Origin of the sequence: Pseudomonas frederiksbergensis (assembly GCF_035751725.1) — a bacterium.
GTDB lineage: Bacteria > Pseudomonadota > Gammaproteobacteria > Pseudomonadales > Pseudomonadaceae > Aquipseudomonas > Aquipseudomonas frederiksbergensis_A.
On the sequence record NZ_CP142104.1, the window covers coordinates 4,077,341 to 4,091,806 of the forward strand.

Annotated in this window: 18 protein-coding genes; 8 read left to right on the forward strand and 10 right to left on the reverse strand. The window is 59.6% G+C overall.

Annotation, left to right across the window (positions count from 1 at the left end; genetic code table 11):
• Window positions 1-43: 43 nt before the first annotated feature.
• On the reverse strand, window positions 44-262 hold the full coding sequence (locus tag VQ575_RS18060) for a DUF1127 domain-containing protein (protein WP_039588913.1): 219 nt from the start codon (window positions 260-262) through the stop codon (window positions 44-46).
• 97 nt (window positions 263-359) lie between these two features.
• Here VQ575_RS18060 and VQ575_RS18065 point away from each other — a divergent pair, with 97 nt between their 5' ends.
• A complete protein-coding gene (locus tag VQ575_RS18065; protein WP_027912697.1) occupies window positions 360-1,214 on the forward strand; it encodes a LysR substrate-binding domain-containing protein in 855 nt (284 codons plus the stop codon).
• On the opposite strand, the gene VQ575_RS18070 is transcribed toward VQ575_RS18065, so the two are convergent.
• Window positions 1,204-1,953, reverse strand: coding sequence for a sulfite exporter TauE/SafE family protein (locus VQ575_RS18070; RefSeq protein WP_039588909.1), 750 nt, complete (start codon window positions 1,951-1,953; stop codon window positions 1,204-1,206). The genes VQ575_RS18065 and VQ575_RS18070 overlap by 11 nt on opposite strands.
• Window positions 1,954-2,098: 145 nt before the next feature.
• On the opposite strand from VQ575_RS18070, the gene VQ575_RS18075 reads away from it, so the two are divergent.
• The 3 genes from VQ575_RS18075 (at window position 2,099) to VQ575_RS18085 (ending at window position 4,329) form a co-directional block, all read left to right on the forward strand.
• Window positions 2,099-2,560, forward strand: a complete 462-nt coding sequence (locus VQ575_RS18075) for a MarR family winged helix-turn-helix transcriptional regulator (protein WP_039589368.1) — start codon at window positions 2,099-2,101, stop codon at window positions 2,558-2,560.
• Between the two features lie 297 nt (window positions 2,561-2,857).
• Window positions 2,858-3,277: an organic hydroperoxide resistance protein gene (locus VQ575_RS18080; RefSeq protein ID WP_039588908.1), complete on the forward strand. Its 420-nt coding sequence runs from the start codon at window positions 2,858-2,860 to the stop codon at window positions 3,275-3,277.
• A gap of 38 nt (window positions 3,278-3,315) precedes the next feature.
• Entirely contained in the window at window positions 3,316-4,329 is a 1,014-nt protein-coding gene (locus tag VQ575_RS18085; protein WP_039588907.1) for an alpha/beta hydrolase, read from the forward strand.
• A 70-nt stretch (window positions 4,330-4,399) separates the two neighbouring features.
• Here VQ575_RS18085 and VQ575_RS18090 read toward each other — a convergent pair whose 3' ends face one another.
• Together VQ575_RS18090 and earP are read right to left on the reverse strand one after the other, a co-directional pair.
• Entirely contained in the window at window positions 4,400-4,969 is a 570-nt protein-coding gene (locus tag VQ575_RS18090; protein WP_003226785.1) for an elongation factor P, read from the reverse strand.
• Between the two features lie 48 nt (window positions 4,970-5,017).
• Window positions 5,018-6,151: an elongation factor P maturation arginine rhamnosyltransferase EarP gene (gene earP, locus VQ575_RS18095; RefSeq protein ID WP_325918142.1), complete on the reverse strand. Its 1,134-nt coding sequence runs from the start codon at window positions 6,149-6,151 to the stop codon at window positions 5,018-5,020.
• A 121-nt stretch (window positions 6,152-6,272) separates the two neighbouring features.
• Here earP and VQ575_RS18100 point away from each other — a divergent pair, with 121 nt between their 5' ends.
• Both VQ575_RS18100 and VQ575_RS18105 read left to right on the forward strand, forming a co-directional pair.
• Window positions 6,273-6,659: a cytochrome b/b6 domain-containing protein gene (locus tag VQ575_RS18100; protein ID WP_325918143.1), complete on the forward strand. Its 387-nt coding sequence runs from the start codon at window positions 6,273-6,275 to the stop codon at window positions 6,657-6,659.
• 2 nt (window positions 6,660-6,661) lie between these two features.
• Window positions 6,662-7,144: a GreA/GreB family elongation factor gene (locus VQ575_RS18105; protein WP_198725791.1), complete on the forward strand. Its 483-nt coding sequence runs from the start codon at window positions 6,662-6,664 to the stop codon at window positions 7,142-7,144.
• An 8-nt stretch (window positions 7,145-7,152) separates the two neighbouring features.
• On the opposite strand, the gene cysB is transcribed toward VQ575_RS18105, so the two are convergent.
• The 4 genes from cysB to VQ575_RS18125 form a co-directional block, all read right to left on the reverse strand.
• The gene (cysB, locus tag VQ575_RS18110) at window positions 7,153-8,127 is read right to left on the reverse strand and encodes an HTH-type transcriptional regulator CysB (RefSeq protein WP_003183769.1); all 975 of its coding nucleotides are present in this window, start codon (window positions 8,125-8,127) and stop codon (window positions 7,153-7,155) included.
• A 110-nt stretch (window positions 8,128-8,237) separates the two neighbouring features.
• Window positions 8,238-8,738: a universal stress protein gene (locus VQ575_RS18115; RefSeq protein ID WP_039588902.1), complete on the reverse strand. Its 501-nt coding sequence runs from the start codon at window positions 8,736-8,738 to the stop codon at window positions 8,238-8,240.
• Window positions 8,739-8,834: 96 nt separating this feature from the next.
• A complete protein-coding gene (locus tag VQ575_RS18120) occupies window positions 8,835-9,740 on the reverse strand; it encodes a 5'-nucleotidase (protein WP_030141870.1) in 906 nt (301 codons plus the stop codon).
• 18 nt (window positions 9,741-9,758) lie between these two features.
• Window positions 9,759-10,721 (reverse strand): putative 2-dehydropantoate 2-reductase, encoded by a 963-nt coding sequence (locus VQ575_RS18125; RefSeq protein ID WP_325919900.1) that lies wholly within the window; start codon window positions 10,719-10,721, stop codon window positions 9,759-9,761.
• Window positions 10,722-10,938: 217 nt separating this feature from the next.
• Between VQ575_RS18125 and VQ575_RS18130 the strand changes: the two genes are divergently transcribed.
• Window positions 10,939-12,015, forward strand: coding sequence for a 3-deoxy-7-phosphoheptulonate synthase (locus VQ575_RS18130; RefSeq protein WP_039588900.1), 1,077 nt, complete (start codon window positions 10,939-10,941; stop codon window positions 12,013-12,015).
• 83 nt (window positions 12,016-12,098) lie between these two features.
• Here the strand turns inward: VQ575_RS18130 and VQ575_RS18135 are convergent, their stop codons facing one another.
• Window positions 12,099-12,380 (reverse strand): GNAT family N-acetyltransferase, encoded by a 282-nt coding sequence (locus VQ575_RS18135; protein WP_039588899.1) that lies wholly within the window; start codon window positions 12,378-12,380, stop codon window positions 12,099-12,101.
• 635 nt (window positions 12,381-13,015) lie between these two features.
• Here VQ575_RS18135 and oprI point away from each other — a divergent pair.
• Complete coding sequence (gene oprI, locus VQ575_RS18140) at window positions 13,016-13,267, forward strand: outer membrane lipoprotei OprI (RefSeq protein ID WP_011335311.1); 252 nt, start codon at window positions 13,016-13,018, stop codon at window positions 13,265-13,267.
• 126 nt (window positions 13,268-13,393) lie between these two features.
• Here the strand turns inward: oprI and VQ575_RS18145 are convergent, their stop codons facing one another.
• Complete coding sequence (locus VQ575_RS18145; RefSeq protein ID WP_039588898.1) at window positions 13,394-14,365, reverse strand: L,D-transpeptidase family protein; 972 nt, start codon at window positions 14,363-14,365, stop codon at window positions 13,394-13,396.
• Window positions 14,366-14,466 lie beyond the last annotated feature (101 nt).

Below are 14,466 nucleotides of genomic sequence, written 5' to 3' on the forward strand. Positions count from 1 at the left end.
CAACCTACCTCACCAATAAGGGGCTTGTGTAGGGAAGGATGGCTCATTTGTGCATGGGGTCATCCCAAAATGGCCGAACCACTTCCTGCTCCACGTCGGCGCGACTCACGCCGATGTCCTTGAGCGCCTCGTCGCTCATGCCGGCCAGCAACTCACGTTCGTGGTGTAATTCGTACCAGCGACTAACCTTATGCAGCAGGGCACTGACCGAGAAGCCGTGGGAGAGTTTGTCTATCAGCAGATAACCTTTCTGACCTTTCATCGTGATGTCCTCCGTTGGGGATGGCTCAAGTCTCGCGCCAACGGTAAGATCAATCCAACGAATGTTTCTTATGCAACACATCTCGGAGATTGATCAATTGTCGAGTTACCCGAGTATCGATACGGAAGTGCTGCGCACCTTTGTCGCCATCGCCGATCAAGGTGGCTTTACCCGCGCCGGCGAATTGGTCAACCGTACGCAGTCCGCGGTCAGCATGCAGATGAAGCGGCTCGAAGAAGACGTCTTGCAGCGCCGGCTGTTCGAGCGCGATGGACGACAGGTCAAGCTCACCGCCGAGGGGCAAGTGTTGCTGGGTTACGCCCGGCGGATCCTCAAGCTGCACAGTGAAGTGTTCAATACCCTGCGCGAACCCCATATGGTCGGCACGGTGCGCATCGGCACGCCGGACGATTATGTGATGCGCTTCCTGCCGGGCATCCTGCAGCGCTTCGCCCAGTTCTATCCGCTGATCGAAATTGAGGTTCACTGCGAATCGTCCAAGCAATTGCTGCTGCGCCAGGACCTGGACCTGTCCATCGTCACCCGAAAGCCGGGGGATGAGATCGGCCAGTTGCTGCGCAAGGAGCGTTTTGTCTGGGCCGAAGCCGCCTGCTTCAACGTCCACGAACAGACGCCGCTGCCGCTGGCAATGTTCAACAGCGACTGTTTCTGCCGGCAATGGGCGTGTAATGCGTTGGATGCCATGGGCCGCGATTATCGCGTGGCCTACAACAGCTCGAGCCTGTCGGCGCTCATGGCAGTGGTGGGCGCCGGCCTGGCGATCACGGCGCAACTGGAAAGCCTGCTGACCCCGGACATGCGTGTGCTGGGCGAGGCCGAAGACCTGCCGGAGCTGCCCGAAGCGAGCATCATGCTGATCCGCAACCTGCACAATCCGTCGCCGATCACCGAGTGCCTGGCTGAACACATCGTCGAAGGCTTCAAGCTTTAAAGATGAGCAGCACCGCGCACAGCACCAGGAAACCGCAGAACAACCCACGCAGCAGTCGCTCCGGCAACGCGTGGGCGACCTTCACGCCCCAACTGATGCTCATCAACCCACCGATTGCCAGCGGCACACCGATCCACCAGTCCACTTCATTGTGAAAGGCGTACGTGGCAAGGGTCACGCCCGTGCTGGGCAAGGCCAGCGACAGCGACAATCCCTGGGCAACCACCTGAGTCGTGCCGAACACGCTAGTGAGGATCGGCGTGGCGACAACCGCCCCACCCACACCAAACAGGCCGCCCATCGTCCCTGACGCCGCCCCCAGCACGCCGAGCCATGGCCAGCCGTGGCGCATCTGCGCCGAAGCCGGTGCCGTGGGGGCGAACATGCGGATGAGGTTGTAGGCCGCCAGGACAACCAGGAACACCACGAAACCAATGCGCATGCTTTCCGCGTCGATGCCTACGGCCCAGATGGAGCCGAGCCAGGCGAAGCAGAATCCCATGGAGGCCAACGGCAGGACGTGACGCAGCTCGATACGATTGCGCTGGTGATAACGCCACAGGGCCAGCATGACGTTGGGAACCACCATCACCAGGGCCGTGCCCTGCGCGATTTGCTGATCCAGGCCGAACCATACGCCCAGCACCGGTATCGCGATCAGCCCGCCACCAATGCCGAACAACCCTCCCAGGGTGCCCAATGCGGCGCCCAACAGTAAATACAGCACGACCTCGATCACAGACGACTCTCCCCTTATTCAGGGCGCCTATCCTACGCAGTTGGCGTCATTCATGGAACGCAACATCCAGTTACACGTCAGAATTATCTGGTGCATTAAAGATTCGTCCGCTAGATTCATACGATCATCGATGAAAGGTTTTGCCATGAGTACCCAACGCGACACTCCCGACCCCTGCGAAGCGCTGCTGCTGGATAACCAGGTCTGCTTTGCCCTGCATTCCACGTCGCTGCTGATGACCAAGGTCTACAAACCACTGCTCCAGGCATTGGGCCTGACGTATCCGCAGTATCTGGCGATGATGGTGTTGTGGGAAAAAGACGGCCTGACCGTCGGTGAAATCAGCACACGTCTACTCACCGACCCAGGCTCGCTGACGCCACTGCTCAAACGCCTGGAGGCCGAAGGCTTGCTGAGCCGCACCCGCAGCCGTGAAGACGAGCGCGTGGTGATCGTCGAGCTCACTGAACAGGGCCGTGCCTTGCAGAAAAAAGCGCTCGACATCCCACAATGCATCCTCGCCGCCAGCGGCCAGACGCTAGAGCAATTGAAGAAACTGCAGCTTGATCTCCAGGAACTGCGCGGGCATTTGCAGGACAGCCTATAACCACAGGAATACCGCCGGCCCTTATGGGAGCGAGGCTGCTCGCAAAGGCGCCGGCGAGTCCACCACCCCCACCGCTTGACCCTCCGTTCTCCTCGCCAAACCCCACGCGTCGAAAAAATTTTTAACCCCATCAAACCGCTCTAGAGCAGTCATTCCAGCCATTTTCGGCTTACCAATTCGCATTCGCCACGAAAATTTATCTTGCGCGCAAACTATTAGCGCATTACATTCTCTACACACCTACTTAGCGCGCAAACATTTAGCGCATAGAACCCAACCTGAAACGAGGCGTCCACCATGAAAACTCTTTACACCGCAATCGCAACCTCCACCGGCGGCCGTGACGGTCGTGCTATCTCCAGCGACAACATCCTCGACGTCAAACTCGCCACGCCAAAAGAACTTGGTGGCGCAGGCGGTGCGGCGACCAACCCTGAACAACTGTTCGCCGCCGGGTACTCGGCCTGCTTCATCGGCGCGCTGAAATTCGTCGCCAGCCAGACCAAACGCAAGATCCCCGACGACGCCTCGATCACCGCCCACGTCGGCATCGGCCAGATTCCTGGTGGTTTCGGTCTCGACATCGACCTGCACATCAGCCTGCCGGGCCTCGATCAAGCCGACGCCCAGAGCCTCGTTGATGCAGCGCACCAGGTTTGCCCTTACTCCAACGCCACCCGCGGCAACGTCGATGTGCGCCTGCACGTGACCGTTTGACCCTCGCCCCCAACCGACTGAATTTCAAGGAGACAGACATGAACACCATTAACAAAACCCTGACCGGTGCCCTTCTCGCCCTGAGCGTCAGCAACGCTTTCGCCAACGGTATCGTCGAACACAACACCCAGGCGTTCCTCGACGCACTGAATGCCGGCACCGGCAAGCCGCTGGAGCAGTTGTCGCCCAAGGACGCCCGCGCGGTACTGGTCGGCGCCCAGGCAGGCGTGAAGTTGGCACTGCCCAAGGCCGATGTCAGCGAGAAGACCATCAAGGTCGACGGTCAATCGATCAGCCTGACGATCGTTCGTCCGGCCGGGGCCAAGGGTGAGTTGCCGGTGTTCATGTTCTTCCATGGCGGTGGTTGGGTGCTGGGAGACTTTCCGACCCACGAACGACTGGTCCGCGACCTGGTGGCGGGTTCGGGCGCCGCTGCGGTGTTCGTCAACTACACGCCGTCACCCGAAGCGCATTACCCGGTGGCGATCAACCAGGCTTACGCCGCAACGAAATGGGTCGCCGAGCACGGCAAGGAAATCAACGTCGATGGCAAGCGCCTGGCGGTAGCGGGCAACAGTGTTGGCGGTAACATGGCCGCCGTCGTGGCCCTGATGGCCAAGGACAAGGGCACCCCGGCGATCCGCTTCCAGGCGCTGTTGTGGCCGGTGACCGACGCCAACTTCGAGACGGCGTCCTACAACCAATTCGCTGAAGGGCACTTCCTCAGCAAGAACATGATGAAGTGGTTCTGGGACAACTACACCACCGATGCAGGGCAGCGCAACGAGATCTATGCCTCGCCATTGCGGGCAACCACCGCGCAACTCAAGGGCTTGCCGCCCGCGCTGGTGCAGACCGCCGAGGCCGACGTGCTGCGCGACGAAGGCGAAGCCTACGCTCGCAAACTGGACGCGGCGGGCGTCCCGGTCACAGCGGTCCGTTACAACGGCATGATCCACGACTATGGCTTGCTCAACGTCGTGAGCCAGGTGCCAGCGGTGCGTTCGGCGATGTTGCAAGCGTCGCAAGAGCTCAAGGAACACCTGAAATAACAGGATCCCTGGCAGCAAGAATGAAAAAGCCCGACTCAATGGTCGGGCTTTTTCGTACGAGAGACTTCGCTTATTTAGCGCGGCCTTTGTAGGAACCGCCTTCGCGGGTATCGATCTCGATCATGTCGCCGATTTCGATGAAGTCAGCAACCGACAGCTCGGTACCGTTCTTCAGTTTGGCAGGCTTCATCACCTTGCCGGAAGTGTCGCCGCGAGCGGAGCCTTCGGTGTAGTCAACCTGACGCACGATGGTGGTCGGCAGTTCTACGGAAACCAGACGCTCTTCGAAGAATACGGCTTCGCAAACGTCGGTCATGCCTTCTTCAACGAACGGCAGAACGCTTTCGATGTCTTCGGCGTTCAGCTCGTACATGGTGTAGTCAGTGGTGTCCATGAACGTGTAGGTGTCGCCGCTGATGAAGGACAGGGTCGCTTCCTTGCGGTCCAGGATCACGTCGTCCAGCTTGTCGTCCGCACCGTACACGGTTTCGGTCTTGTAGCCGGTCAGCAGGTTTTTCAGCTTGGTCTTCATGATCGCGCTGTTACGACCCGACTTGGTGAATTCAGCTTTCTGAACCAGCCAAGGATCGTTGTCGATACGAATCACGGTACCGGGTTTAAGTTCTTTACCAGTTTTCATTGCGAATATCCGAATTTGGATGGGATTTACAAAAATCTAGGCCGCGTATCATAGCCAATTTCGGTAAAACTTCACCAGCGCCGTGGCGAGATCGGCTCGCGAGCCTTGTTCCAGGCACCATGCCTGGGCGTGCTCGGCCAGTTCCAGATGCTCAGCGCAGACTGCTTTCCAGTGTTCGGCCATGTCCTGGCCGGCGTTCCAATCCCGCCAAAGACCGCTGATCGCTTTTTCCGCCGACTCAGAAAGTCCCTGGGTATACAGCCTGAGAAATGCCTCGAGTTTTTCCAGGTGGACGTCTTCTTCCTGTTGATAAATGTGCCAGAGCAGGGGCCGCCCCGCCCATTGCGCACGCACGAACGAGTCTTCGCCGCGCACCGCGTTGAAATCGCAGCACCATAGCAATCGGTCATATTCATCCTGACGGACAAATGGCAACACCTGCACCGTCAGGCCGCCACGGCGATGCAACGCGCCGGGCGCCAAGCCGTCCACGCCCAGCCAACGCGCCACATCGCCCAGGACTCGACCTTCCGGGACCAATACGTGAGACGGGCACACATCGGTCGCCATCGCCTCGAACCAGCTCGCCAGCCCTGCATTTTCGTACGCAAACAGCGAGATCAGGCGCGCACCGGGTTCTCGCACAACACCCAATCCGTGCAGGAAACTTTTCTGCGCTGCGTCATCGTGTTGAAACTGCCGCCGGCGCTCCAGCAGGTCGGCCTCACGCAACAAGCCTCCCGTTCCCGCCTGGAAGCCGGGAAAAAAGAAATATTTTTGCACATGCTTGTATTTGACCGACGGCAGACCGTGGCAACCGATGACCCAGTCCTCGGCGCTCAGGTAGTCGAGGTTCATCCATAACGGCGTCACCTCGCGTTCGGCCATCGCGTCCATGTAGGCGCTGGGCAATTGGCAGGCAAATGCTGCGATGACGACGTCTGCTGCCTCGGTAGCGGGCCAATCCTTTGGCCACTGGCACACTTGCACGCCCTGCTGCCATTGTTCGCGAAGGCTGACATCGATGTCCGGGCACAGCCGCTCGAAAGCACGCAGGTCGTCGACCCAAAGCCGCACCGCGCACTGATGCTCGGCCACCAATTGCCGGGCCAGGCGCCAGGTAACGCCGATGTCGCCGAAGTTATCCACGACGGTGCAAAAAATATCCCAACGCACGGTCATTCCCGACTCCCTGTGGCAAAACCTGATTGTCCCGCATTGAACCGGTGTTGCAGAAGGGCCGACGGCGATTAATCTTCATGCGACAATCAGCGCTTATCCATGCCCCTGCCAGGAAGCAGCCATGCCTGACCATCCCCCAGCCCCGCGCCTCACAGCCTTGCGATTGACCGTCAGTATTGCCCTGGGACTGTGGCTGGGGTTCATCGCCATCGTTCTGACGGGCTGGCTGCTGTCCAGGTTCATGTTCGAAGAACAACTGGCTCCGGTGGCCGAAGCGGTCCATCAACTGGCGCAACCACCCGCGGTGCAACCGGCACCCGAGCCGCCCACGCCGATGTTCGAGCAGTACCAGCAGAACCTACAGAAGAACGAGCAACGCCAGGCGCTGGATCAGGTGCGCAGCAATCCTCGCAACCTGTCCAACCCCAAATGCCAGTTCTGGCTGCAACAGGACCAGAACGCACCCAGCGAAAAAAGCCGCGCCAATGTCCTGCAGTTCTGCGAGTGATCATGAATAAACAGACCGTCCACCAGTTGATCCTCGACAAGCTCAAGGTCGACCTCGACATCGCCGAGCGCGCCGCGCAGACCGCCTACGAAACCGCGACCCACGAAGAAAACATCGCCGAGAACAAGTACGACACCCTTGGCCTTGAAGCGTCCTATCTTGCTGCGGGACAGGCCAGGCGCGTAGAGGAAATCCGCCAGGCCCTTGCCCTTTGCCAAAACCTGGCGCTCAGGCCTTACGATGACCAGCGCGGCATTCAGATCGGCACTTTGATCGGACTGGAGGATGGAGATGGCCGCCAACAGTGGCTATTCCTGGGGCCGGATGCGGCAGGACTGAAGGTATCGCTGGTGGGGCAGCCCATCACCGTCATCACCCCTCGCTCGCCACTGGGCAGAGGCCTGCTGGGCAAGTTCGAAGGGGATGAAGTGGAGATCGTCGTGGCGGGCGCCCGGCAACAGTTCGCTGTCACCGAGGTAATCTAGGTTTCTGCTTAGTGCACCGGCAATTCGACGCCGTCGAACAGCTCTTCGAGTTCCTGCTTGTTGTGGCACTGGATGGCCTTGGCCATCACTTCCCGCGTCAGGTGCGGCGCGAATTTTTCGATGAAATCGCACATGAAGCCACGCAGGAAGGTGCCGCGACGGAAGCCGATCTTGGTCACGCTGGACTCGAACAACTCACTGGCATCCAACACCACCAGGTCATTGTCGAGCTTGGTATCGACGGCCATTTTCGCCACGATGCCCACGCCCAGGCCGAGGCGAACGTAGGTCTTGATCACGTCGGCGTCGGCGGCGGTGAACACCACTTTCGGCGTCAGGCCGCGGTGGCTGAAGGCTTCGTCGAGTTTTGAACGACCGGTGAAACCGAACACGTAGGTCACGATCGGGTATTCGGCCAAGGCTTCCAGGGTCAACTTAGGCAGCTTGGTCAGCGGATGTCCCTGGGGCACCACCACGCAGCGGTTCCAGCGATAGCACGGCATCATCACCAGGTCGCCGAACAACTCCAGGGCTTCGGTGGCAATGGCGAAATCCACCGTACCGTCGGCGGCCATCTCGGCGATCTGCATCGGCGAGCCCTGGTGCATATGCAGCGCCACGTCCGGGTATTGCTTGATGAAATTGCTGATCACCGGCGGCAGTGCATAACGGGCCTGGGTGTGGGTGGTCGCGATGGACAGGGTGCCTTTCTTCTCGTTGGAAAACTCCTGGGCGATCTGCTTGATGCTCTCGACCTTGCGCAGGATCTCGCCAGCCGTGGTGATGATGCGTTCACCGGCCGGGGTGACACGGGTCAGGTGCTTGCCGCTGCGGGCGAAGACTTCGACGCCCAGTTCGTCTTCCAACAGGCGGATCTGCTTGCTGATGCCAGGTTGCGACGTGTAGAGGCTTTGGGCGGTAGCGGAAACGTTGAGGTCGTGGTGCGCCACTTCCCAGATGTAGCGCAATTGTTGAAGCTTCATATGTATCCCTCAAAGCAGTTGGATGCGACGGGCATCAGCGACGGCATATAACTATATGAATGGTTGTATTAAGAAATCTAGAACTTTTTATAAAAAGCCATCATTTAGCCTCAGGTCTCTCCGTGACGCCGGCGCTGCACCAGCGGCACCAGGTAGACCGGCACCCGGGATAACTGCAATACCCGAGCGGCGGTCCTGCCCAAAGGGGTGTCGCCGTTCGCTCCCTGGCAATGACTGCCAACGATCAGCAGATCGACGGAGAGTTTCGCCGCCTGCTCCAGAATGACCTGGGACGGGTCACCCTGGAATACCCTCACCGACTTGATCAACTGCAAGTCTTGCTGCCCTTCCCCCAGCTCCTCGCGAAAATTGTCGAGGACCCGCTGCTCGATGTTGGCCATCACCGTATTCAGACCCTGGCGATGAAATTCGTTCAACGCGTGCTCATCGAGATAACTCTGCAACACCGACTCGGCGAACAGCCCCATCGGCTCAACCGCGTGCACTACATACAACTCGGCTTCGAACGTCCGTGCCAACGCCAAGGCATGCTGCATCACATAAGGGGCATAGAGGCCCAGGTCTGTGGCGTACAGCATCGAACGAATCATGTGACCTCCTCAAGTGCCAGAATGGCGGAGATTGATTCAGCTTAGCAGCGCCCCGAAGACTGCGACGTGCGGCATGACGCCCCGCGCAACCGGCGGTCAGAGCTTCACTTCGTTACTGATGCCGTGGGGCACGTGCCCGGTGGCGACCACTTCGCGGGCGAGCTCGCAGTGGCCGGTCTGGTCGTCGAAAAATACATCGGCGGCAAAGGCTTCGAGAAACGCCGACTTGGTCAAGCCGCCCAGGAACAATGACTCGTCGAGGCGGATGTCCCATTCGCGCAACGTGCGGATGACCCGTTCGTGGGCCGGTGCCGAACGGGCCGTCACCAATGCCGTGCGGATCGGGCAGGCATCCTCGGGGAATTCTCGCTGCAGTGCATTGAGCGCCGCCAGGAACCCCTTGAACGGTCCGCCACGCAGCGGTTCACGCGCGGCCTGGCGCTCACTGGCCTGGAAGGCTTCCAGGCCGCCGCTCTGATAGATGCGTTCCGACTCGTCGGAAAACAGCACCGCATCGCCGTCGAAGGCAATGCGCAACTCCTCGCTGGCGGCGCGGCTGGCGCCGCCCGACAGGATTGTCGCCGCTGCAAACCCGGCATCCAGTGCGCTGCGCACGTCTTCGGCATGGGTGGAAAGGAACAGGTCGCAGCCGAACGCCTTCAAATAAGGATACGGGCTGCGACCACCAACGAATGCGGCCCGGGAAATCGCCAAGCCGTAATGGTGGATCGAGTTGAATACCCGAAGGCCTGTATCAGCGCTGTTTCGCGAAACCAGGATCACCTCGACACGGGCACGCCCAAGGTGTTCGTTGAGGTTGAGCAGCTTCTGCACCAGGGCGAAGGCATCCCCTGGCTCGAGGACTTCGTCCTCATGCTCGATCTGGTATTGCCGATAGGCCTCGACGCCGCTCGACAGATAGACCTTGTGACTTTCCCTCAAGTCGAACAAAGCCCGCGACGAAATCGCCAGTACCAGTTTGTCATCGATGTTATTGGCCATGTTGCCCCCCTTCGCCTATCAACGGTTGCGACGATCCAGGAACGCCAGCGCCTGGTACAGCGCTTCGATCTTCGGCAGCTCGCAGCCCGCCGCCCTGGCCGCTGCCAATGGCCGGGCGTAGATCGCGTCCAGCTCCAACGGTCGCTTATGGGCATAGTCGTGATACATGCTCGGCCAATAGTCGGGCATCTTTTCGGTCATCGTGAACAGATAGTCTGCGTAGCCAGCCGCGATTTCATAGCCGCAGGCCTGAGCACCGCGCACCACCTCGCCCATGAGCGCCTGGATCAGCCCACGGCTCTGATCGCTTGCCATCAACGGCGAGGTGCTGGCCGCCAGCAGAACCGACAGACCGTTGTACGGCACGTTCCACACCAGCTTCTGCCAACGGGCCTGCTGCAAGTCGGGCATCGCCTGGGAATCGATGCCGGCGCTACGGAACAGATCCGCCGCCGCCTCGACAACCGCCATGCGTTCAGCCTGCCCCTGGCAGGGGCCACTGTGATAGCCAATGTTGACCGCACCGAGCGCCTGGTGGGCGATGATGCCCGGGCCGACACGATTCACACAGATCAGGCACAAGCCACCCAACAGGTGCAGCGACTCGGGCAGCAGCGGCCGCAGGTCTGCCTCGACATCGAGGCCATTCTGCAACAAGAGGACTTTTGCACCATCGGCGGCGGCCTGGATGATCGCCGGTGCCAGGTCGGCATTGCTGGTGGTCTTGGCGCCGACCAGCAACCATTCGCAAGGCGGCATTTGCTCCGCCGAGCGGTATGCCTGGACCGGATCAAGGCTCAGCGCGCCATGGACATCGCTGGCGATACGCAGGCCGTCCTCGGCGACGGCGGCGAATTCGCTGCGTAACAAGAAGTGCACATCATGACCGGCGCGGGCCAGCATCACCCCGTAAAACCCGCCGATCGCCCCGGTGCCGATCATGCCGATCCTGCCTTTCCCGGCTCTAGCGCCTGCCTGCATCATGCAACTCCCCTGTCTGACTATCCCCGCGCATCATTACACAGGACCTACCGTCCGTGGCGAGCGACCTTGCCTGCGGCAATTAAAGGGGCGCCTGCCCATTGTCGAGCCACCTCCGAACGCGCTAAGGTTCGGCTCCCCGACGCGCTTAACTTCGCTGTGCACCGCCGCGCGGGGATCGCTGGCGGCCGGCACCCGTGACCTGACGAGTAACACGATGGCTGATTTACCGATCAATGACCTAAACGTCGCCTCCAACGAGACCCTTATCACGCCTGACCAGCTCAAGCGCGATATTCCCCTGAGCGACGCTGCCCTGCGCACCGTGACCAAGGGCCGGGAAGTCATCCGCAACATTCTCGACGGCACCGACCACCGCCTGTTCGTGGTGATTGGCCCCTGCTCGATCCATGACATCAAGGCTGCCCACGAATATGCCGAGCGCCTGAAGGTACTCGCCGCGGAAGTTTCCGACACCTTGTACCTGGTGATGCGGGTGTACTTCGAAAAACCCCGGACGACCGTTGGCTGGAAAGGCCTGATCAACGACCCATACCTGGACGACTCCTTCAAGATCCAGGACGGCCTGCACATCGGACGCCAGTTGCTGCTGGACCTGGCTGAAATGGGCTTGCCCACCGCGACCGAAGCCCTGGACCCGATCTCTCCGCAATATTTGCAGGACCTGATCAGCTGGTCAGCCATCGGCGCGCGCACCACCGAATCCCAGACCCACCGGGAAATGGCTTCCGGCCTGTCCTCGGCGGTCGGCTTCAAGAACGGCACCGACGGCGGACTGACCGTGGCGATCAACGCCTTGCAGTCGGTTTCCAGCCCTCACCGTTTCCTCGGTATCAACCAGGAAGGCGGCGTGTCGATCGTCACTACCAAGGGCAACGCCTACGGTCACGTCGTGCTGCGCGGTGGCAATGGCAAGCCGAACTACGATTCGGTCAGCGTCGCACTGTGCGAACAGGCGCTGGACAAGGCCAAGGTCAAGCCGAACATCATGGTCGATTGCAGCCACGCCAATTCCAACAAGGACCCGGCGCTGCAGCCGCTGGTGATGGAAAACGTCGCCAACCAGATCCTGGAAGGCAACCAGTCGATCATTGGCCTGATGGTGGAAAGTCATTTGAACTGGGGCTGCCAGGCGATCCCGAAAGACCTCGCCGACTTGCAGTACGGCGTCTCCATCACTGACGCCTGCATCGACTGGGGCACGACCGAGAAGACCTTGCGCGGCATGCATGCCAAGCTCAAGGACGTGCTGCCCAAGCGTCAGCGCAGCTGATCGGGTGCTTGAACCGATAAAAAATCGGCAATAAAAAACGCCGGGCTTTTCAGTCCGGCGTTTTTTTTGGCAATCGTTGGAGGTCAGAGCTTCGCCGCGTGCCGCTGGTGACGCTCCATGTAGCGCTCCACATAGGAGCAGGACGGGATCACCGTATAGCCCATTTCTTCAGCAAACCGCAGCGCTTCTTCGGTCAACTTCGCCGCAATTCCCCTGCCCCGCAGCGCGTTGGGCACGAAGGTGCGATAGATGTCCAGGGTCTGCTTGCCCAGGTCCATATAGGTCAGATAGGCACGATGACCGTCCACAGTGGTCTCGAACTGATGACCAGCCTGGTCATGGTGGATGGTAACCGCCTCGCTCATCACTACTCCTCGCGGGTCTGAATGCCGACCCCTACCTTACCGATGTTTTTCCGGCGAAGGAACATCTACGCCACCCCGTGCCTACCTGGTCACCGAGCGCAAAAAACCAGTCGCTCAAACCCGAGCACGTCCTGAATAGTAGGCACCAATGAGGCAAATGCTCAAGGCACGCCGGTCACTGAAGGGATAAACCCCGACGGGTTTATCGATTGAGCGTGACTTTCAGGCTGTAGTCGGTCAAGGCGCAATAGCTGAACATCGCCAGTTGTTGAGTCTTGAGACGAGCGCCGGATGTTAAAGTCACCGCCATGGCCAATAAAAAGATGCCTGCGGTTGCGCAAAAAATGAGCAAAAGTCTAAGAGAATCAATAAACAGCAACTTTAGTGTCGGCGCCTGAGTTGCGCTCGCCCGCGGAACTTTTTTTCACCGGCGCGCTCCATTCGGGAGGCTGAGGCTGTGTATTTTTTAAACAACCCCTGGAAAAGTTGCTTGAAAAAGAATCACCGCCTACAATTTTTTTGCTTCTTGCGCTACGTCAGTTTACTTACTACAAGTAATGAGTAGTATGTACGCCGGCTAACTCCTCACTCTGGGGAGACAGTCATTAAATAGAAAGTCCTTGAAGGGGAACACGATGAACAACGTTCTGAAATTCTCTGCTCTGGCCCTGGCCGCAGTTCTGGCTACCGGTTGCAGCAGCGCATCGAAAGAAACCGAAGCACGTCTGACTGCTACCGAAGACGCAGCAGCTCGCGCCCAAGCTCGTGCAGACGAAGCCTACCGTAAAGCTGATGAAGCTCTGGCTGCTGCTCAAAAAGCACAACAGACTGCTGACGAAGCTAACGAGCGTGCTCTGCGCATGCTGGAAAAAGCTAGCCGCAAGTAATAGTCCTTCGGGATTGTTATCGAGCCGACCCATTACTGGGTCGGCTTTTTTATTGCCCTTGGTTTTTGCAGGACAAAAAAAACCCGCCGGCATCACAAGACATCGGCGGGTCGCTTCAGCAGATTCTTACTGGGGCATGTCGACCGGCGCGCTCGAGACCATCGACGCCGAGGCACCAGGAACGGCGATTTCCACTGGCAAGCCGTCTTCTGCAGCCACCACGTCACGCACCACATCCCAGTTCATGCGCAGGTTGCTGGTGATGTCTTCGCGCTTGAGCATCGCGTTGATGACCGAGGTGTGCTTGTCCACCACGGACGGGTTGCCCTTGTCGTCCAGGGGCGTATGGGCTTCCAGATAAACCTTGCCGCCACTGAGGCCCAACTTGTACGGATCGTTGATGATCCGCACCGAAGTGCCCACCGGGACCATGCCGGCCATTTCCAGTACGTTGTTGTTGAACATCCGGAAGCAACCATGACTGGTGCGCATGCCAATGCCGAACTTCTTGTTCGAACCATGAATCAAGTAGCCGGGCGTACCGAGGGTGAACTTGAACGGACCCAACGGATTGTCGGGACCGGCCGGCACGACATTCGGCAGCGGGTCCCCATCAGCGGCGTGTTCGGCCTTGATCGAAGCCGGCGGCGTCCAGGTCGGGTTCGGTGTCTTGGCGATAATGCTGGTATGGGCGATGGGCGAACCCCATCCTTCACGGCCAATCCCCAGCGGGAACGTATAAACCACGTTCCGGCCCTTGGGGAAGTAATAGAGCCGGTATTCAGCGAGGTTGATCACTATGCCTTCGCGCGGACCCGGTGGCAGGATGAAGCGGGTCGGCAGGACGATCTCGGTGCCCGCCCCCGGCAACCACGGATCCACCCCGGGGTTGGCCGCGACCATTTCGGTATAACCCAGGTCATAGGTGGTGCCCAGGTCAGCGAAGGTATCTTCGTACTTGGCCTTGATGACCTGCACCTGGCCAACTATGTCTTCACCTGGCGGCGGCAGGGGCAATTGCAGTGCAGCAACGGGACCAGCCATACACAGGGCGGCAAGAGACAGGCAGCGGGCGACGGCAGGCAAGCGCGGCAACATCCGGGAAATCCTTCGCAGATCGAACAAAAGGGCTATTGAAACGGCGATTGTACACTGCCGCCCGTTACTTCGGGGAGAGCGGCGCCGGAGTGTCCGATGCG